The sequence below is a fragment of the Flavobacteriales bacterium genome (assembly GCA_021739695.1).
Lineage (GTDB): Bacteria > Bacteroidota > Bacteroidia > UBA10329 > UBA10329 > UBA10329.
Window position 1 is genome coordinate 124,709 of record JAIPBM010000008.1, and the last position, 19,158, is coordinate 143,866.

At 44.4% G+C, this 19,158-nt stretch carries 16 protein-coding genes; 3 read left to right on the forward strand and 13 right to left on the reverse strand.

Going from position 1 to position 19,158, the window contains the following annotated elements; all coding sequences use genetic code 11:
* Nucleotides 1-97: 97 nt before the first annotated feature.
* The 5 genes from K9J17_07085 to K9J17_07105 form a co-directional block, all read right to left on the reverse strand.
* The gene (locus K9J17_07085; GenBank protein MCF8276481.1) at nt 98-964 is read right to left on the reverse strand and encodes a hypothetical protein; all 867 of its coding nucleotides are present in this window, start codon (nt 962-964) and stop codon (nt 98-100) included.
* A 3-nt stretch (nt 965-967) separates the two neighbouring features.
* Entirely contained in the window at nt 968-1,756 is a 789-nt protein-coding gene (mtgA, locus tag K9J17_07090) for a monofunctional biosynthetic peptidoglycan transglycosylase (protein ID MCF8276482.1), read from the reverse strand.
* Nucleotides 1,749-3,110, reverse strand: a complete 1,362-nt coding sequence (locus tag K9J17_07095; protein MCF8276483.1) for an AAA family ATPase — start codon at nt 3,108-3,110, stop codon at nt 1,749-1,751. Before K9J17_07095 ends, mtgA begins: the two co-directional genes overlap by 8 nt.
* A 195-nt stretch (nt 3,111-3,305) precedes the next feature.
* Nucleotides 3,306-5,585 (reverse strand): aconitate hydratase, encoded by a 2,280-nt coding sequence (locus tag K9J17_07100; GenBank protein MCF8276484.1) that lies wholly within the window; start codon nt 5,583-5,585, stop codon nt 3,306-3,308.
* 198 nt (nt 5,586-5,783) lie between these two features.
* Nucleotides 5,784-8,564, reverse strand: a complete 2,781-nt coding sequence (locus K9J17_07105) for a bifunctional aconitate hydratase 2/2-methylisocitrate dehydratase (GenBank protein ID MCF8276485.1) — start codon at nt 8,562-8,564, stop codon at nt 5,784-5,786.
* Nucleotides 8,565-8,735: 171 nt separating this feature from the next.
* Between K9J17_07105 and K9J17_07110 the strand changes: the two genes are divergently transcribed.
* Entirely contained in the window at nt 8,736-9,989 is a 1,254-nt protein-coding gene (locus K9J17_07110) for an ABC transporter permease (protein ID MCF8276486.1), read from the forward strand.
* 93 nt (nt 9,990-10,082) lie between these two features.
* Here K9J17_07110 and K9J17_07115 read toward each other — a convergent pair whose 3' ends face one another.
* Entirely contained in the window at nt 10,083-10,625 is a 543-nt protein-coding gene (locus tag K9J17_07115) for a hypothetical protein (protein ID MCF8276487.1), read from the reverse strand.
* A gap of 96 nt (nt 10,626-10,721) precedes the next feature.
* Between K9J17_07115 and K9J17_07120 the strand changes: the two genes are divergently transcribed.
* On the forward strand, nt 10,722-12,179 hold the full coding sequence (locus K9J17_07120) for a hypothetical protein (protein ID MCF8276488.1): 1,458 nt from the start codon (nt 10,722-10,724) through the stop codon (nt 12,177-12,179).
* Between the two features lie 57 nt (nt 12,180-12,236).
* Here K9J17_07120 and rplI read toward each other — a convergent pair whose 3' ends face one another.
* The 3 genes from rplI to rpsF are packed head-to-tail and all read right to left on the reverse strand — an operon-like array spanning nt 12,237 to nt 13,321.
* On the reverse strand, nt 12,237-12,686 hold the full coding sequence (gene rplI / locus K9J17_07125) for a 50S ribosomal protein L9 (GenBank protein MCF8276489.1): 450 nt from the start codon (nt 12,684-12,686) through the stop codon (nt 12,237-12,239).
* A gap of 6 nt (nt 12,687-12,692) precedes the next feature.
* Nucleotides 12,693-12,965 carry a 30S ribosomal protein S18 gene (rpsR, locus tag K9J17_07130; protein ID MCF8276490.1) on the reverse strand — a complete coding sequence of 91 codons (273 nt, stop codon included), beginning with the start codon at nt 12,963-12,965 and terminating at the stop codon, nt 12,693-12,695.
* 5 nt (nt 12,966-12,970) lie between these two features.
* Nucleotides 12,971-13,321: a 30S ribosomal protein S6 gene (rpsF, locus tag K9J17_07135; GenBank protein ID MCF8276491.1), complete on the reverse strand. Its 351-nt coding sequence runs from the start codon at nt 13,319-13,321 to the stop codon at nt 12,971-12,973.
* Between the two features lie 236 nt (nt 13,322-13,557).
* On the opposite strand from rpsF, the gene K9J17_07140 reads away from it, so the two are divergent.
* Complete coding sequence (locus tag K9J17_07140; GenBank protein ID MCF8276492.1) at nt 13,558-14,763, forward strand: NAD(P)-dependent oxidoreductase; 1,206 nt, start codon at nt 13,558-13,560, stop codon at nt 14,761-14,763.
* An 88-nt stretch (nt 14,764-14,851) separates the two neighbouring features.
* Here the strand turns inward: K9J17_07140 and rpe are convergent, their stop codons facing one another.
* From rpe to accD, 4 genes are all read right to left on the reverse strand, one after another.
* Nucleotides 14,852-15,499 carry a ribulose-phosphate 3-epimerase gene (gene rpe / locus K9J17_07145; GenBank protein MCF8276493.1) on the reverse strand — a complete coding sequence of 216 codons (648 nt, stop codon included), beginning with the start codon at nt 15,497-15,499 and terminating at the stop codon, nt 14,852-14,854.
* Between the two features lie 87 nt (nt 15,500-15,586).
* Nucleotides 15,587-17,713 carry a polyribonucleotide nucleotidyltransferase gene (locus K9J17_07150; protein MCF8276494.1) on the reverse strand — a complete coding sequence of 709 codons (2,127 nt, stop codon included), beginning with the start codon at nt 17,711-17,713 and terminating at the stop codon, nt 15,587-15,589.
* 138 nt (nt 17,714-17,851) lie between these two features.
* On the reverse strand, nt 17,852-18,121 hold the full coding sequence (rpsO, locus tag K9J17_07155) for a 30S ribosomal protein S15 (protein MCF8276495.1): 270 nt from the start codon (nt 18,119-18,121) through the stop codon (nt 17,852-17,854).
* Nucleotides 18,122-18,226: 105 nt separating this feature from the next.
* Entirely contained in the window at nt 18,227-19,078 is an 852-nt protein-coding gene (gene accD, locus K9J17_07160; protein MCF8276496.1) for an acetyl-CoA carboxylase, carboxyltransferase subunit beta, read from the reverse strand.
* Between the last annotated feature and the right edge of the window lie 80 nt (nt 19,079-19,158).

A 19,158-nucleotide genomic window follows, 5' to 3' on the forward strand; every position in this document is an offset into this window, starting at 1 on the left:
CTTCCAAAAGTCTCGATTTTGCAACGGATGAAATGAGAAAAGGGAAAAACGTGTTTAGCAGTACGTTTTTCATTTTTCCATTTTCTCCTTTTTCTAATCAGTACAACTCCTTCAAATTCCCTTTGATGGTCTCCGATAGCGTATCGGTAGGAAGATCGTTGGCATCACGCCCGAAGGGATCCTCAATCTCTTCTGCAATAAGCTCCAAACTGGCCAACACATAGAAGATGAAGATGACCACGAAGATGGTGGAGTAGCCGAAATCGCGCACCACACCAAACGGAAGGCTCATCACATAAATGAAGATGAATTTCTTGATGAACGCGCTGTAGGAATACGGAATGGGCGTTTTCTTAATCCGTTCGCAGGCACCGATGATATCGGTCAACGAGCGGAATTCACTGTCAAGTGTTATCAGCTGCTCATCCGAAATGAAACCGTCCTTTTTCAGAAGTAAGATCTGATGATAGAGTTGCTGTGCGATTGCATTGGGGACATGTGCGCGTTGCAATGCGCTGTCCAGATCAAAACCCGGATGTGTTTCCATCTCGAAAGGCAAGACACCGCTGCGCAGATGTTCTTTCATGGCAAACACATAATTGGTGATAAGCACCCGGAAAAGTTGCCTTCGCTCGACTTGATCTTCAGGAATGATCTGACTGAGTTTGATGCTAAGATTACGGGTATTATTGACCAATGCGCCCCAGTTTTTCCTGCCTTCCCACCAGCGATCGTATGCGGTATTTGTTCGAAAAACCAGCAACAAGGAAAGCACAAAACCGATGAGCGAATGCACGGCAATGGTGCTCGTGTACTCAAGGTTTAGAATCTCAATTTCCAGATAGCAAAAGGCGAGTGTCAGAAAGGCCAACACAAGCATGGTAGGAAGTAACTGACGGAAGGTGTCGTACTTGTGTAACTGAAAAATGATGCTGAACCAGCTTTTTGGGTTGTAACTGACCATTGGTTATTTCCTCTTTTTCTTCTTCTTTTCCTTGTGAACAGGCGGATTATCATAATCCAGTTTTCCGCCCCAGTGGCTCATCTGCCCCATTGTCCACGATTGGCGACCTCGCACAAAACCACTTGGCCTTACAACCGAATATCTTCTCGGACTTGGAAGAATGCTTGCCAAAAGTGCAGCCTCAGCGCTCGAAAGTTTGGACGCATCTTTTCTGAAATAATGTTTAGAAGCAGCTTGCGCACCATAAATGCCATCGCCCATTTCAATCACATTCAAGTAGACTTCCATGATGCGCTCCTTGCTCCAAATGAGCTCAATCAAACCAGTGAAGTAAACTTCCAATCCTTTTCTCACCCACGTTCTTCCTTCCCACAGGAAAACATTCTTAGCCGTTTGTTGGCTGATCGTACTTGCTCCGCGAACTTTCTTGCCTTTGTTGTTGTGTTCAATGGCTTTTTCAATGGCCTCCACGTCAAAACCATAGTGATTCAGGAATTTCTGATCCTCGGCACAGACCACCGCCAATTGCAATTTGTTGCTGATGTTTTCGAGCGGTTCCCAATCCTTGTACAGCACCATCGGTTTATCTTCCTGAAACTGCTCCACGCATCGTGTTAGCTGCAAGATGGTAACTGGAACAGGCACAAAACGATAGATGACAACCATCCCAACGCTGAATAGGAACAGTGCCAGAATGGTAAAGCCAATGAACCGAAGGATGCGCTTGAACCAATGACGACTCTTGCCTGATCTGGCAGGCTTTGCTTTTTTAGGGATGATCTTTTTAGCCATTGAAAGTGACCTGTTCGGCCAAATGTTTTACGTAATGTGGTAATTGTGCTGCTGCGTAGTGAGGCACATTCATCAAATGAAACTCTTTTCCTGAAATGGTTTTCACTTTTTCAATACTAAAATTTCCACCATGAACCCGAATGGCCATGCTATGCGGAGCAACATCCATGAATTGATGGAGCGAACGCAGTTTCCCCGTTTTTCCAGCCTTGACCTCTATCGGAATAAGATCAGCGCCCAAAGGTATGACCATATCGACCTCGGCATCGCTATTCACCTTTTCACGCACCCAAAAATGTGGCCTGAATAATGGATCCAATTGCATTGAAATAAATTCCTGTATGACCAGATGCTCCATCAGTCTGCCTTGGTGAATGGGATAAAGGTCGCTGAGAAGCACCATTTCCTGCTGAACGCCCGACATGTGATTGAACATACCTGTATCGAGTACCTGTAGTTTAGGAGAACGTTTCAGGTCGGGAATAAGCGGCAAAGTTGTTCCTGTTACAGGATACATCAAGCGGATGACCATGGCCTGTTCCAACGTACGGAAAGCCTCTGCCATTTCGCGAGAACGGTAGTTCGACCGCCCGAAACCCTGAAATTTTATACGTATTCCTGCTTCCAGGAAAGATGCATTTATCACGTGCCGTATCACCTGTCGCTGCGTTTCATTCTTCGCATATTTCTCCACATCCTCCAAATATCCCTGAATGAGCGAAGCGTATAGCTTTGAAACCTTGGTCAGGTCGCGACTTGCGGCATATTCAGCCACAATTTCAGGCATTCCACCAATAATAGCGTACGTATTGAACAAGCGTTTCAGCTCGTCATGCGCATAGCTCTTTACAGGAACAAACTCAAGTGCCTTCTGTGCCTCATGCTCTCCAATGGCACCCAAAAACTCCGAAAAATTCACGGGGTGCATCTGCATATATTCCACTCTTCCCACAGGAAAACTCCTGTTCACATCAAAAAGCGTTTCGAGTAGCGACCCTGCTGCAATCACCTTGAGGTCGGGAAATTCCTCGTAGAGATACCGAAGTATTGGAAACGTCTTTGGTTCTGCCTGTATCTCGTCAATGAACAGCAACGTTTCGGAAAGCAGTTCCGTGTTCTTCCTTGCTTGAAAGAAGATGGCATCCACCAATTCAGCAATCGGGCGTTCTGTTTCAAACAGTTTTCGGTGTTCCGTCCTTTCCAGATTCAGATGAATGAATTGTTTGAACGTTGCTGCAAATTCGATGACAGCCGTGGTCTTGCCCACCTGCCGTGCCCCACGCAATACCAACGGCTTGCGTTTCTCAGATTGTGCCCAATCCCGCAACCGATAGTGTATTTTCCGATGATACATGCTACAAATGTAACATTTACAGGGTTAAATATTCACCAACTTGGTGAATATACGGGGTTATATATTCGCTAATTTGATGAATATACAGGGTTAATTTCACCTCTTATTGTATCATTTATAGGGTTAAATAAATAGGTGAAAACAAAAACGGGCACCAGACCACGTCTGATGCCCGCTTCAAAAATAGTCAAACAATTAAGCGTTAGCCGCAGCCTCCGCTTTGATCATATTCAGAGCTGAACCAGCCTTGAACCACCCAATTTGTGCTTCGTTGTACGTGTGGTTTGCTACGATGGTGTCTTTAGAACCATCCGCATGAACCACTTCGATGGTAAGTGGTTTGCCGTCAACAAATTCCGTCAGATCAACGAAGTTGAAGGTGTCATCTTCTTGGATCTTGTCGTAATCTGCTTCGTTTGCGAAGGTTAACGCCAACATTCCTTGCTTCTTCAAGTTGGTTTCGTGAATCCGGGCGAATGACTTCACCAATACGGCACGAACGCCCAAGAAGCGTGGTTGCATCGCTGCGTGCTCACGAGAAGAACCTTCTCCATAGTTGCTGTCTCCAACAACAATGGATGGAACACCTGCTGCTTTGTACGCTCGCGCCACCGCAGGAACTTCTCCGAATGAACCGTCCAATTGGTTTTTCACCTTATTGGTCTCTCCACCGAATGCATTCACCGCACCGATCAATGTGTTGTTTGAGATATTATCTAAGTGACCTCTGTAACGCAACCATGGACCTGCCATCGAGATGTGGTCGGTGGTACATTTTCCGAACGCTTTGATCAGCAATTTGGCACCTGTTATGTTCTTACCATCCCAAGGAGCAAATCCTGCCAACAATTGAAGTCGGTCGCTGTCCGGTTTCACTTTTACTTCTACTCCACTGCCATCTTCCGCAGGCTCCAGATATCCGTTGTCTTCCACGTCAAATCCTTTTGGTGGAAGTTCAAACCCATGTGGTTCGGCCAATTTAACTTGCTCGCCTTTATCGTTAGTAAGCGTGTCGGTAATTGGGTTGAAGTTCAAGTCTCCAGACATTGCCAACGCTGCAACCATTTCTGGCGAAGTCACAAATGCGTGTGTATTCGGGTTTCCATCCGCACGCTTGCTGAAGTTTCTATTGAACGAATGAACAATCGTGTTCTTCGGTCCATTTTTCGGGTCGCTGTAACGGCCCCATTGTCCGATACATGGTCCGCAAGCATTGGTGAAAATTGTGGCTCCAAGCTTCTCGAATGTGTTGATAAAACCATCGCGTTCAATCGTGAACCGAACCTGCTCCGAACCTGGGTTGATACCGAACTCAGCCTTTGGCTTTAAGCCTTTGGCCAATGCATCTTCTGCAATGGAACATGCCCTCGAAATATCCTCGTAAGAAGAGTTGGTACAAGAACCGATCAATCCCCACTCAATTTTGGTTGGCCATCCTGCTTTCGCAGAAGCTTCTTTCATTTCAGCAACTGGCGTAGCCAAATCTGGCGTAAACGGTCCGTTGATGTATGGAGAAAGTGTAGAAAGATCGATCTCAATTACTTGATCGAAATACTTCTCTGGATTTGCGTAAACCTCATCATCGCCTGTCAAATGCTCTTTTACTCCGTTTGCCAGATCAGCAACATCAGCCCGACCTGTAGCACGTAAATAACGCTCCATACTTTCGTCATAACCGAAGGTTGAAGTGGTAGCACCGATCTCCGCGCCCATGTTGCAAATGGTTCCCTTTCCGGTACACGACATGCTTTTGGCGCCTTCTCCGAAATACTCAACAATCGCATCTGTTCCACCTTTCACCGTAAGAATTCCAGCTACTTTCAAGATGACATCTTTTGGAGAGGTCCAACCGTTCAGTTTTCCGGTCAGTTTAACTCCAATTAATTTCGGAAACTTCAACTCCCAAGGCATTCCAGCCATCACGTCAACCGCATCCGCACCACCAACTCCAATAGCAACCATTCCCAAGCCACCAGCATTCACGGTGTGGCTGTCGGTTCCAATCATCATTCCGCCTGGGAATGCATAATTCTCCAACACCACTTGATGAATAATGCCCGCTCCTGGCTTCCAAAAACCAATACCATACTTGTTGGAAACGCTTTCTAAGAAATTGAATACCTCAGAACTTTTGTTCATCGCTTCCTGCAAATCGGCCGTTGCGCCAATGCGTGCTTGAATCAAGTGATCGCAATGAACTGTGGATGGAACAGCCACTTTCGGTTTTCCAGCTTGCATGAATTGCAACAAAGCCATTTGAGCCGTTGCATCTTGCATGGCCACTCTATCTGGGTCAAAATCCACGTAAGACTTACCTCTTTCGTACTCCTGAGTTGCCTCTCCATCCCATAAGTGAGTGTAAAGGATTTTCTCGGCCAGCGTAAGTGGTTTACCAACTGCTTTTCGTGCTGCCGCGATACGCTCTGGAAAACGAGCGTATACTTCTTTAATCATATCTAAATCGAATGCTGCCATGTTTGAAAATGTTTTGTTGTGATAATCCGTAAGGTATCAATGCTTAGCGGAATTTCAAATTCTGCCTCTTGATTTTACAACAAGTGGAATCGGCTTCTAGTTCAAATCAAACTCATTTATTGGGAAATGATTCGAAAATAAAGACACAAAAAAACCCGAGCGTTTAACTCGGGTTTTCTGGTTAATTATCTCGTGGACTTAAGCAAGCACCAAGCTCTTCGCTGATGGTTTGAATCGAGTTAAGACGATACCATCTACCGCGGCTTCGTACTCGGCCATTGTTGGAGTTCTACCCAAAACTGTAGACAACACAACCACTGGAGTTGACGACAACAAAGACTCGCCTTTCTTTTCGCCTGAATCTTTCACAACTCGTCCTTGGAACAAACGTGTTGAAGTTGCCATTACGGTATCGCCTGGCTCTGCCTTTTCTTGGTTACCCATACAAAGGTTGCAACCAGGTCGTTCTAAGTAAAGCTTGTTTTCGTACTTGGTACGAGCTGCTGCTTTCGGAGCATTATCGTCAAATACGAAACCTGCGTATTTCTCCAATACTGCCCAATCGCCTTCCGCTTTCAATTCATCAACGATATTATACGTTGGAGGCGCAACAACCAAAGGAGCTTTGAACTCCACTTTACCTTGCTGAGCTTCAATATTCTTAAGCATTTGAGCCAAAATCTTCATGTCTCCTTTGTGAACCATGCAAGAACCTATGAATCCTAAATCCACTTTCTTAGTACCACCGTAGAAAGACAATGGTCGAATCTGATCGTGCGTGTAGCGCTTAGAAACATCCTCATTGTTCACATCTGGATCGGCAATCATCGGCTCCGCAATCTCATCTAGGTCGATAACAACTTCAGCAAAGTACTTAGCATTGGCATCTGGCTTCAATGTTGGATTCGCTCCAGAATTGATCTCGGCAATTCTACGCTCAGCCTTGTCAATCAATCTTTGCAGAACTTGCGTCTTATTATCCATTCCCTTATCAATCATGATCTGGATACGGGATTTAGCAATCTCCAAAGATTCAATCAACGTTGCATCTTCAGAAATACAGATTGAAGCTTTCGCTTTCATCTCTGCAGTCCAGTCTGTAAACGTGAAAGCTTGGTCAGATGTCAAGGTTCCAATATGAACCTCAATCACTCGTCCTTGGAACACGTTTTCACCGCCAAACTGCTTCAACATTTGCTGCTGCGTTGCATGAACAACATCACGGAAATCCATGAAACTTCTCATCTCTCCCTTGAAAGTCACTTTCACAGATTGTGGAATTGGCATTGTCGCTTCACCCGTGGCCAATGCCAATGCAACCGTTCCTGAGTCAGCACCAAAAGCAACACCTTTCGACATTCTTGTGTGAGAATCACCACCGATGATGATGTCCCAATCGCTCACCGTAATGTCATTCAATACCTTATGAATTACATCCGTCATAGCTGGATAAACGCCTTTCGGGTCGCGAGCTGTGATCAATCCAAAGTCGTTCATGAATTTCATCAACCTTGGAATATTCGCCTTCGACTTATCATCCCAAACAGAAGCTGTGTGGCAACCTGATTGGTAAGCTCCATCTACAATTGGAGAAATTACCGTAGCAGCCATATTCTCCAATTCCTGCGAAGTCATTAGACCTGTAGTGTCCTGAGAACCTACAATGTTTACTTCAACACGAACATCAGAGCCAGCATGCAATGTTTTACCTGGTGTATTTCCAACTGCATTCTTGTTGAAAATCTTCTCAACGGCAGTCAGACCTTGTCCTTCAATTGAAATTTCTTTAGAAGGAGCATACACTTGAGGAACATTGATTCCTAAAATTTTGCAAGCAACCGTTTGCAATTTCTTTCCGAAAACAACAGCATAAGACCCCCCGGCTTTGATGAACTCCATTTTCTGAGGAGTCAGCGCTGCCGAAATGTCTTTCAATTCCTTATCACCGCTGTAAAGCTTCTTCGTCTTGGTATTAATTGTAAGAACAGTTCCTGTTTCTACAGAATACTCATGATCTAGAACTGGTTCTCCATCAGCATCAACAACGGTATTTCCATCAGCATCTTTTTGCTTCACCCAGTTTTGAAGGTCGATTCCGATACCGCCAGTTACACCAACGGTGGTCAAGAAGATCGGAGAAATTCCATTCGTTCCAGCAATTACAGGAGCAATATTGATAAATGGCACATACGGACTAGACTCAACACCCGTCCACAAAGCCACGTTATTCACGCCAGACATTCTGGAAGAACCAACGCCCATTGTGCCTTTTTCGGCAATTAACATCACTCGCTTGTCTGGGTGTTTTGCCTTAAGCGCAGTAAGTTCTTTCTGCATTTCCTTGTTGTGCTCGAAAATGCACTGACCATGCAACTCACGGTCTGACCGAGAGTGCGCATCGCCACCAGGAGAAAGCAAGTCTGTAGAGATATCACCAATACCTGCGATGAATGTGACCACATTGATCTCTTCTTCTATATCTGGAAGCTGCGTAAAGAACTCTGCCTTGGCGTAGCTTTCAATCAATTCCTTAGCGATCGCATTACCAGCTTTGAAGGCTGTCTCTAAGCGAGCTGTATCTGCATCATATAGGAATACCTGAGTCTTTAGAACCTTCGCGGCTGCTTTCGCGATGCTTGCGTCTTCTCCCAAAGCAAGATCAAGAAGCACCTCAATAGATGGTCCTCCTTTCATATGAGACAGCAATTCGAAAGCGAATTCAGTCGAAATTTCTTCAACTGATTCCTGTCCAAGAATTATTTCTTTTAGAAATTCTGCTTTTGCACCTGCCGCAGGCGTGGTTCCTGGAAGCACATTGTAAATGAAGAAATTAAGAGAATCTTTTCTGTGTGGGTTGCTCAGATCCTTAATCTGATCAATAACCTCGCTTAGCAACTCCGCACCATCAATTGGCTTCGGATGAAGACCTTGCGCTTTTCGTTCTTCGATTTCCTTTAGATAATCTTCATACATACTCATAGCAGAAGTATTTTTAATGTTGTTTATTGATTTGCGAATTCGCTTTTAGCCGATGAACAATTCAGTTTAGAACCCGTTCATTTTCCGAGCGCGAATTTAGGCAATCAGCGCACCATAATCAAGGCAAAAACTACGTTCAAATAGCTACCTTTCGCAGGTCGTAATTGAGGAATGGACAGAAAGTATTTACAGCTTGTAACTGAGAACGTAAAAGTGGCTTTGGGCTCCATTCGAAGTCAGTGGCTGCGCGCTATTCTTACCATGCTGATCATCGCCATTGGCATTACTGCGCTTGTCGGAATTCTGACCTCTATCGATGGAATAAAAAGTTCCATCACCAGCAATTTCACGAGTATGGGGGCGAATACATTCACCATCCGAAATCGCGGAAGCAACATCCGTATTGGTAGAGGTGGAAAAAAACCGAAGAATTACACACACATCACATATCGAGAAGCCGAACGTTTTCAAGAAACCTTTGAATTTCCTGCGCTTGTAAGTGTTTCTGCATACGCATCATTTGCATCTACATTGAAACACGGATCTGAAAAAACCCAACCGAACATCAACGTAATGGGTTGCGATGCCAATTACTTTGCCGCCAGTGGCTACGAAATAGAACGGGGAAGGAACTTTTCTGAAATGGACCTACGTTTCGGCATTCCTGTCATTGTGATCGGTAAAGAGATCAAAACCGTGCTTTTCCCCGGAAATCTTGACCCGATCGGAAAAATAGTAACCGTAGGCGCCTACAAATATGAGGTCATTGGCGTTTTGGCAGAGAAAGGTTCCAGTATGGGATTTGGTGGCGACAAAACCTGCATGATCACTTTGACCAATGCTCGCCAGCATTTCCTCCGACCGAAAACATCATTCACCATTAGCGTATTGGCAGACAATATCGCTTCGTTGGAAAGTGCCATCAGCGAAGCCACCGGAACGTTCCGAGTAGTTCGAGGTATGCAGGCCAGCGAGGAAAACAACTTCGAAGTTGTCCGAAGCGACAACCTTTCAAAAATGTTGGTGGACAACCTCTATGAAGTTCAAGTGGCTGGATTCATGATCGGCATTATCACACTGATGGGCGCAGCGATTGGACTGATGAACATCATGCTTGTTTCCGTTACAGAACGAACACGTGAAGTGGGCGTTCGGAAAGCACTTGGCGCCACAAAAGCATTCATCCGACTTCAGTTTCTGGTAGAAGCAGTTTCCATCTCCGTTCTAGGCGGATTGTTCGGAATTGTGTTCGGAATTATGATCGGTAATGGTGTTTCAAGTTTTATCGGTGGCGGATTCATTATCCCATGGTTGTGGATAATCGTTGGAGTGATCATCTGCTTTGTGGTTGGAGTTGTCTCAGGAATTTACCCTGCCATTAAGGCATCCAATCTGGATCCGATTGAGAGTTTGAGGTTTGAGTAAAAAAAGCCCCGACTCACGCAATGCGTGAATCAGAGCCAAACCTTGCATCCGAAGAACTCGAACGCTCACTGAACAAAGACGTTCAATTGATTTTCAGTTAACCTTAATATTGATTCCTGTGAAGCTTCCACTGACCTGAATCTGCTGAGGAGGTGTATCGGTACTTTCCATAAGTATGGTGAATGAACCGTCTATGAAATAATCGTCAGCACCTCCCAAACCTGATCCGACACCCTGGTACAATTCGGCTTTGCTGATGCTAATGGTTCCGGAAGTCGCCAAAAATCCAGCCTGGGCCAAGGAAGGATTGCTAAATCCACTTGTGCCTAATACATCGTAAGTCCCAACTCCGAAGCTTGTGGCACTATAGGAAATGCCGAATTGCCAGGTTCCAATGTCCTGTGCAGACATAGCAAACATGTCAGAAGCACCAGTGTAACTTCCATTCACGGCCTGTGTTCCGTTTACCATGTTTTCGGCAAGGGTAAAACTGATGTTTTGGCTAATTGCACCTGTCACCGTGGCGTTGAAAATCGCGTCTGGCAATTTGTCATCGTCATCCTTGTCGGTATTGCACGAAGAGCAAAGCGAACCTATCAGGAAAGTCGCCAAAAGAAATGTTGGTAATCTTTTCATTGTAAATAGTTTAATGGTTTATGTTCAGTTGCAGGCAAAATTGCGGCAGCTGCACACCTGAACACAAGGAGAAAAAACTAAACTTGTGATGAAATAATGTCAGAAAAAGGAAATAGAACCGTTGCGCTGGTCGCTTTGCTGAGCAATCAGGAAAGGAAAGCTTTCGGCAATCAGTTGCGTGATGCGAAACGGACTTCCCTCCCACTCCTTTTTGATGCTATCTGTTCAGGTCTGAAATCGTCAAGGTCTGATGGTTTCGAGAAGGAAATACTCTTCAAAAGGACATTTGCAACCAACTATTCCAAACACAAGGATTACCTGCTTCGCAATGAGTTTCGATTGTTGTCAAAAGAGCTGACAAATTTCCTCGCCATGGAGCAGACAAAAAAGGCGATTCGTGACAGTCCGCTTGAGGAAAAGCACTTGCTTTTGCAATCGTTCATCGATCGGAATGCCTTCGATCTTTTTGACCGTGAATGGGAAAAAGTGGTCAACGAAGCCAAGGGCCAATTAGAATTGGAGGTTGCTCTGGAAATTCAAAAACTCGCCATCAATCACCTGATCTCAACACGACAAGCTACAATTGAGAATTACAAGCTGATCTTAGAATTGCTGACCGATTATCAGGAAACGTTGAAACGGTACTTCACCCACCAACATCTGTTCGGGAGACATAAGCAGGCTTTTGCGGAAAGAACGCTTCAGGCGATCGGATCAGACATTCAGGTTGCTCCCTTGGAAACCGTTTCGATCGATCCTTCGGATATCGAACGGAATGATGTCTTATCAAATCACTTTGCAGCTTTGACCAAAGCCTATGCACACCGAGGTGAAGAGAAAATTGGATTACTCAAAAACGCTGCGGGATTCGTATCAGAAATCAACTCAAAGTCGTTTGATCAGAATGCTGCGCTGGCGACCGTGAACGCTTCCATCGCTTTAGAGTATTTTCTGCTTCGCGAATTGGAAACCTCCCTGCCTTATCATCAAAAAGCGTTGGAGTTCGGTACAGGTTTGGAAGATGGAAAACTCATCAGTTTCGTATTCAATTACCTAAGCACTCTTATCCGTTTAGAGCGTCACGAACAGGCCATAGAGCTAATCACTGAATATACTTCCGTTTGGGAGAATCTACCTAGGATGCGAGACCGCTTTCTGTGCTTGAAAGCAATGTGCCACATTTTCGAAAATGACCCCAAAGCTGCAGAAAACTGCATTCCCGAAGACCGAAAGGCTTGCGGCCTGGACCACTATTATTATTATCGCTTCATTCAGATCATCATTCTTTTGCAAAAAGGAAAACCCGAGTTGGCAATGAACGAGGCAGAGAATTTTGAGCACACCGTTCGGTACAACGACAAGGACGAGGATTACCTAAAGTTGATACAAGCTATCAAAAAGTTCTTATCGTTGAAATCTGAACAAGCGGTTGTTTCCGAGGAAGTCTTTTCGGAGAAAGCCTATAAGTTGAAAGAATCACTGAATCAAGCCAACGAAAGCGCCTTTGCCGACCGAGCTCTTCTGTACAAGTGGATTCTGAAAAATTTGGAATAAAAAAGGGGCGATCAGACTAAGTCTGATCGCCCCTTTTCAAAATCTATCAGTTTCAGATTACTCTCCTACCACTTCGAAATCGAACTCTCCTTCCACTTCTTTGTGAAGTCGGATAGAAGCTTTGTAAGTTCCAAGTGTTTTAACAGTAGCTTCTTTCAAACCTACTTTCTTACGGTCAACTTCAACACCTGTTGCTGCTTTGATAGCATCAGCAACTTGAATACTGTTAACCGATCCGAAGATCTTATCTCCTTCTCCAGCCTTTGCTCCAACCTTAATGGCAGAACCTTGGATCTTGGCCAACAACTTAGTTGCCTCCTCAATCAATTTAGCTTCGCGGTGTGCTCGTTGGCGTAGGTCTTCTTCTCTTACCTTTTTTGCGCTTGAAGTTGCAGCAACTGCCAAGCCTTGAGGTACAAGATAATTACGCGCATATCCGTTCTTAACCGTTACAAGATCATTCTTGTAACCTAGGTTGTCTACGTCTTTTTTAAGTATAACTTCCATGGTCTCTTACTTTAAAAGGTCAGCCACGTAAGGCATGATTGCCAAATGACGGGCGCGCTTTACAGCTTGCGCCACCTTGCGTTGATACTTAAGTGATGTTCCTGTCAATCTTCGTGGAAGCAATTTTCCTTGCTCGTTGATGAAAGCCAACAGATAATCTGGGTCTTTGTAATCAATGAACTTGATGCCATACTTCTGAAAACGGCAATACTTATCTCTCGTTACTTCTACTGTAGGTGGATTCAGATATCTGATCTCTCCTTCTTTCTTTCCTGCCATGATCCTTAAGCTTTAGCTGGTTTAGGGTTCTTTAATCGATCTCTTCTTTTCACCGCATATTCAACATGGAACTTGTCCATTTTTACGGTTAGGAATCTGATCACACGCTCGTCACGCTTGAATTGCAATTCAAGATCAGCTATCAACGAAGGGTTGGCTTGGAATTCGAAAAGGTTGTAAAAGCCATTGGATTTCTTTTGGATCGGATACGCCAATTTGCGTAGCCCCCAATCTTCCGTAGAGACAATTTTGCCTCCATCAGCTTTTATGAACTTTTCGTAATCCTTTACCGCTTCCTTCATCTGAGCTTCAGACAAAACGGGAGTTAAAATGAAAACGGTTTCGTACTGGTTCATAAATTAATTATTTGTTTGTGTTTAAATACCCGCAAAAAAGCGGACGGCAAAAGTAGTGATTCGATTCATTTTTACAAACACCTTTTGAACTCAACTTTTCAGGGCGCTCCCGCAATGCTGCGCAAAGCGGTCGGGCTGTGCGCTGTATCTTTTTCTCGTTCCTCAAAAAAGGATGCCGCTTCCATCCCTAGCGCACGCGTACCGAAACCTCAGTTCGTAAATCCTAAATTCGCGGCATGAAGATCGGCATTATCAAAGAAGGCAAAACGCCACCAGACAAGCGAGTAGCACTTACACCAGAGCATTGCAAACATCTCGAAGGAGCGTATCCAGAATTAGAAATTCGTGTTCAGCGCAGTCCGATCCGATGTTTTGCAGACCAAGAATATGAGGCCATTGGCGTCCAATTGGTTGATTCCGTAAGCGATTGCGATGTCATTTTCGGAGTAAAAGAAGTGAAGTACGAAATGCTTGCCGAAGGAAAGACAATGCTCTTCTTTTCGCATACCATTAAAAAGCAACCATACAATCGAGACCTTCTTCGTGAAGTGTTGAAAAAGAACGTCCGACTCATCGATTACGAAACACTCACTTATTCCAACGGTGCGCGAGTTCTAGGTTTCGGTCGCTATGCAGGAATTGTTGGTGCTTACAATGCGCTCATCGCCTACGGAAAACGCTATGGAACTTTCGAAATGAAACCTGCTCATCTCTGTGCCGACATGAAGGAAATGGGCCGTGAGATGAAAAAGGTTCAACTCGGAAACGCCAAGATCATCATTTCTGGAGGCGGAAAAGTGGCAAATGGCGCCAAGGAAACCTTCAAAGAAGCCGGCATTCGACAGGTTTCCATTCCAGAATTCCTAAATCAAGAATTTGACGAGCCCGTTTACTGCAATGCCGATATTCTCGATTACCATGAAAAGGACGGAAATCCGCCAGCCAATTTTGCGGAATTCGTAAAAGACAGCACCGTTTGGGAGAACACCTTTACCAAGTTCACCAACGTAGCAGATATCTTTATTTCAGCGCACTTTTGGGACAACAAATCTGCTCACTTCTTCACGGAAGAAGATGTAAAGTCCGATGATTTTAAAGTGAAAGTGATAGCGGATATCACTTGCGATATTAAAGGTTCAGTTCCAACCACACTTCGTCCATCAACAATTGCTGATCCGATCTATGGTTATGACAGAACAACAGGTGAAGAAGCAGAACCTTACGCGGAAAACAGCATCACCATCATGGCGGTTGACAATCTACCATGCGAAGTTCCGAAAGATGCTTCAGAAGGTTTCGGGCAAGATCTGATTGAAAAGATCATTCCGTTGTTTTTAGGAAAAGATTCCGAGAAGATTTTGGAACGTGCCACTATTGCACAAGACGGAAAACTGACCCAATATTTCAGGTATTTGCAGGATTATGTAGATGGTAATTCCTAATTGTCATTCCGAGTGAGGAACGAGCCGAGGAATCTAATCTCAAATACGCATAGATTTCTCCACTTCGGTCGAAATGACGAAGGGCACCTTAAGCCTTCTTCAACCCAGCAATAACTGCTTCTGGGTTTTCAGCTTTGAAGACCGCATTTCCTGCAACCAGTGCATTCGCTCCTGCAGCAACAAGCTTTGGAGCGTTGTCCAAGTTCACGCCACCATCCACCTCAATGATCAGATCTGGATTGACCTTATCAGCCATCGCTCTCAGTTTGCGAACCTTGTCGTAGGTATTCTCTATGAATTTTTGTCCTCCAAAACCAGGGTTCACAGACATTATCAGAACCATATCTAGCTCAGGAAGCACATCTTCCAAGAGTGCAACGGACGTGTGCGGATTAAGCGAAACAGCCGCTTTCATTCCCAATTCCTTGATAGCACCAATGGTTCTATGAAGATGCGTGCACGCTTCGTAATGAACCGTCAGAATATCTGCCCCGCAATCTTTGAAGTACTGCAAGTATCGATCTGGATCAACTACCATCAAATGCACATCGAAAGGCTTCGTGCAAATCTTCTTCAATGGCTTCATCACGGGTTCACCAAACGAGATGTTCGGCACAAAAACGCCATCCATCACATCCACATGAAGCCAGTCGGCCTCACTCCTATTTATCATTTCAATTTCCTCACCAAGTTTGGTGAAGTCGGCTGCTAAAAGTGATGGTGCGATGATTGGCATTTGCTGGTCGTTTTGGTGCTACGAAGTAAAACAAAAAGCCCCGTCCACAAGAAGTAAACGGGGCTTTAATATCAACGGAGATCGTAATTACGATTCTGCTTTTTCTGGCTTAGGAAGCAACACTTTACGTGAAAGTTTCAACTTTCCAGTTTTCTCATCGATAGCGATCAATTTCACCTCGATGATATCTCCTTCTTTCAAAGCTTCTTCAACTTTCTCCAGTCTTCTGTGCTCAATTTCAGAGATATGAAGCAAACCATCTTTTCCTGGCATAATCTCTACAAAGGCTCCGAAAGGCATGATATTCTTCACTTTTCCTTTATAAACCTCTCCAATTTCTGGCTGAGCAGTGATTGCCTTGATGCGAGCAACAGCTCCTTCAACAGACTCCTTGTTTGTGCCCATGATCTGGATATGTCCCATTCCATCTACTTCTTCGATATTGATGGTTGCACCAGTTACAGCTTGCATCTCTTGAATGATCTTACCTCCAGGTCCGATTACCGCTCCGATCATATCCTTAGGAATGATCATGGCAACAATACGTGGCGCGTGTGGTTTGAAATCAGATTTTGCTTCAGAAATCGTCTTGTTCATCTCGTTCAAGATGTGAAGACGACCTTCTTTTGCTTGGTTCAATGCTTCAGCAAGAACTTCGTAAGGAAGTCCATCAACCTTCATGTCCATCTGAACAGCAGTGATACCATCCTTGGTTCCCGCTACTTTGAAGTCCATATCTCCCAAGAAATCCTCGTCACCAAGAATGTCAGAAAGGATGGCATATTTTCCTTCATCGTAAATCAATCCCATGGCGATACCAGAAACACCGCCTTTGATCTTCACACCAGCATCCATCAACGCAAGTGAACCTGCGCAAACTGTTGCCATTGATGATGAACCGTTTGATTCGAGAATTTCAGACACAACACGAACTGTGTAAGCATTATCTTTTGGAAGTGCTTTTTTCAAAGCTCTTTCTGCTAAGTTTCCGTGTCCTACTTCTCTACGACCAACTCCTCTAAGGAATTTAGCTTCTCCTGTTGAAAACGGAGGGAAGTTGTAGTGTAAATAGAAGTTATCGAAACCTTCGTGCGTAACGCTATCAACGCGTTGCTCATCCAATTTACCACCAAGTGTAACGGTAGTTAACGATTGCGTTTCACCTCGTGTGAAAACAGAAGAACCATGAGCTGAAGGGATGTAATCGATCTCAGACCAGATTCCACGGACTTCATTCGTTTTTCTTCCATCCAAACGAACTCTTTCTGTCAGAATACACGCACGAACGGCTTTCTTCTGAGCATACTTGAAATATCCGCCCAACAATGGAAGCAATTCTTTTTCTTCCTCAGACAAGGTTTCAACAAACGCAGCTTTGATCTCGCTCAATTTATCAGAACGCTCTTGCTTTGCAGAACCTGATTTTGCCATTTCGTAAACCAACGGATAGCAGAAATCATATACTTTTTGTTTGAACGCTTCATCATTCTTCTCGTGAGAATATTCGCGCTTCACCTTTGATTTTTCAACCATAGAAGCCAGTTCGATCTGACCAGCAATTTGCTTTTTGATCGCTTCATGTCCAATACGGATGGCTTCCAACATCTGGTCTTCTGAACATTCGTTCATTTCGCCCTCAACCATGCTGATATCAGATGCTGTCCCTGCGATGATCATATCCATGTCGGCCGTTGCCAACGCACTTTTTGACGGGTTAACTATGAATTTACCATCAATCAAAGCCACTCGTACTTCAGAAATAGGTCCTCCGAAAGGAATGTCCGATATAGAGATGGCAGCACTTGCAGCCAATCCGGCCAAGGCATCAGGCATAACGTTATCATCATGAGATATCAGATTAATGATAACTTGAACTTCGGAGTGATAATCTGATGGGAACATTGGTCGCAAAGCACGGTCAACCAAACGGCTAACCAAGATCTCGGCATTCGATGGTCTTGCTTCTCTTTTAAAGAATCCGCCAGGGAATTTTCCTGCGGCATAATATTTTTCTTGATAATCAACTGATAGTGGAAGGAAGTCTGTTCCTTCTTTAGCACCTACGTTAGATACTACGGTTGCCATCAACATACAGTCTCCTGCACGAACGATAACGGCACCATCGGCCTGCTTGGCCAATCGGCCAGTTTCAATGGTAACGGGTACGCCATTACCTACATCAATTGTTGTTTTAATTGCTTCTGGAGCTTTCATTTTCCTCTTTATTTACGTCTATTTATTTTTCTTACAATCCGTCTTTTGCTTCACGCTGAGTTCGCCTAGAACCAAACATCTAAATACGCGAAAAGGCAACCATACAATTGCCTTTTCAACTTATACTTAACGATATGATTACTTTCTGAGGTCGAGTTCCTTGATCAACGCACGATATTTCTCAATATCCTGGTTCTTAAGGTAGGTCAGCAAGCTTCTTCTTTTTCCTACAAGGTCAAGAAGTGCTTTTTGAGTTCCGAAATCTTTTCGGTTCTTTTTCAAGTGCTCAGTCAAATGGCTGATGCGGTGAGAGAACAAAGCAATTTGTCCTTCTGTGCTGCCGGTATTGGTTTCAGAACCACCGTGCTGCTTGAATATTCCTTTCTTTACTTCTGATGTCAAATACATCTGCTTCTTTATTATAGTCTACAAAAATCGAGGCGCAAAGATAGAAATTGCTTTTAGTTCTGCAATCTACTCGGCCTGAAGTTTTTTATTGCTGTTTCAAACAGCTTAATTACCGAGCAACTGAAGCACCTGAGCCAACTTGGCTTTAAGGTTTTTCCGTTCGATGATCATGTCTAAAAAACCATGTTCGAGAACAAACTCAGAGGTCTGAAATCCAACTGGCAGTTCTTTCCCGATTGTTTCTTTGATCACTCGTGGGCCTGCAAAACCGATCAACGCACCTGGTTCGGCAATGTTCAGATCGCCAAGCATGGCATACGATGCGGTAACTCCACCTGTGGTCGGATCGGTCAGTAATGAGATGAACGGCAACTTGGCATTGGACAATTGAGCCAGTTTGGCTGAGGTCTTAGCCAACTGCATCAAACTGAAAGCAGCTTCCATCATGCGCGCACCACCAGATTTGGAGATGATCAATAATGGCAACTTCTCTTCCAAACAGCGGTCAACTGCTCTGGCAATTCTCTCACCAACCACTGAACCCATTGAACCACCGATGAACGAGAAATCCATACAGGCAACTACCGTACGTTGTCCTTCAATTGCGCCCACAGCTGTTCTAATAGCATCAGTGAGTTTCGTTTTCTCGATGGTTTCTTTCAGCCGCTGCGGATAAGGCTTGCTATCAACAAATTTAAGCGGGTCTGCAGATGTCAGGTTCTCACCGAAGATCTCAAACCTGCCTTCATCAAATAAAATGTGGAAATATTCTCGAGAGCCAATACGCTGATGATGACCACAGCTACTGCATACCCAAAGGTTGTCTTCGTTTTCGGCCGTAGGAATGATCTTTCCGCATTCCTTGCCTGGACATTTCACCCAAAGACCTTCAGGAGTTTCCTTCTTGTTTTTGGTTGAAGTGGTAATTCCTCCCTTGATGCGTTTAAACCAGCTCATCTTAAATCAATGAAAAATTAGGAATTAAGAACGTTGCAGCAATAGAGAAGAAGAAATCAATTCATAATCTCTAATTCCTC

Bases quoted from the DNA above. Each gene is read 5' to 3' on its own strand.
- accD (MCF8276496.1), bottom strand. From the start codon at position 19,078: ATGAGCTGGTTTAAACGCATCAAGGGAGGAATTACCACTTCAACCAAA.
- mtgA (MCF8276482.1), bottom strand. From the start codon at position 1,756: ATGGCTAAAAAGATCATCCCTAAAAAAGCAAAGCCTGCCAGATCAGGC.
- K9J17_07115 (MCF8276487.1), bottom strand. From the start codon at position 10,625: ATGAAAAGATTACCAACATTTCTTTTGGCGACTTTCCTGATAGGTTCG.
- rpsO (MCF8276495.1), bottom strand. From the start codon at position 18,121: ATGTATTTGACATCAGAAGTAAAGAAAGGAATATTCAAGCAGCACGGT.
- rpe (MCF8276493.1), bottom strand. From the start codon at position 15,499: ATGCCAATCATCGCACCATCACTTTTAGCAGCCGACTTCACCAAACTT.
- K9J17_07120 (MCF8276488.1), top strand. From the start codon at position 10,722: ATGTCAGAAAAAGGAAATAGAACCGTTGCGCTGGTCGCTTTGCTGAGC.
- K9J17_07105 (MCF8276485.1), bottom strand. From the start codon at position 8,564: ATGAGTATGTATGAAGATTATCTAAAGGAAATCGAAGAACGAAAAGCG.
- K9J17_07140 (MCF8276492.1), top strand. From the start codon at position 13,558: ATGAAGATCGGCATTATCAAAGAAGGCAAAACGCCACCAGACAAGCGA.
- K9J17_07085 (MCF8276481.1), bottom strand. From the start codon at position 964: ATGGTCAGTTACAACCCAAAAAGCTGGTTCAGCATCATTTTTCAGTTA.
- rplI (MCF8276489.1), bottom strand. From the start codon at position 12,686: ATGGAAGTTATACTTAAAAAAGACGTAGACAACCTAGGTTACAAGAAT.
- rpsF (MCF8276491.1), bottom strand. From the start codon at position 13,321: ATGAACCAGTACGAAACCGTTTTCATTTTAACTCCCGTTTTGTCTGAA.
- K9J17_07095 (MCF8276483.1), bottom strand. From the start codon at position 3,110: ATGTATCATCGGAAAATACACTATCGGTTGCGGGATTGGGCACAATCT.
- K9J17_07110 (MCF8276486.1), top strand. From the start codon at position 8,736: ATGGACAGAAAGTATTTACAGCTTGTAACTGAGAACGTAAAAGTGGCT.
- K9J17_07150 (MCF8276494.1), bottom strand. From the start codon at position 17,713: ATGAAAGCTCCAGAAGCAATTAAAACAACAATTGATGTAGGTAATGGC.
- rpsR (MCF8276490.1), bottom strand. From the start codon at position 12,965: ATGGCAGGAAAGAAAGAAGGAGAGATCAGATATCTGAATCCACCTACA.
- K9J17_07100 (MCF8276484.1), bottom strand. From the start codon at position 5,585: ATGGCAGCATTCGATTTAGATATGATTAAAGAAGTATACGCTCGTTTT.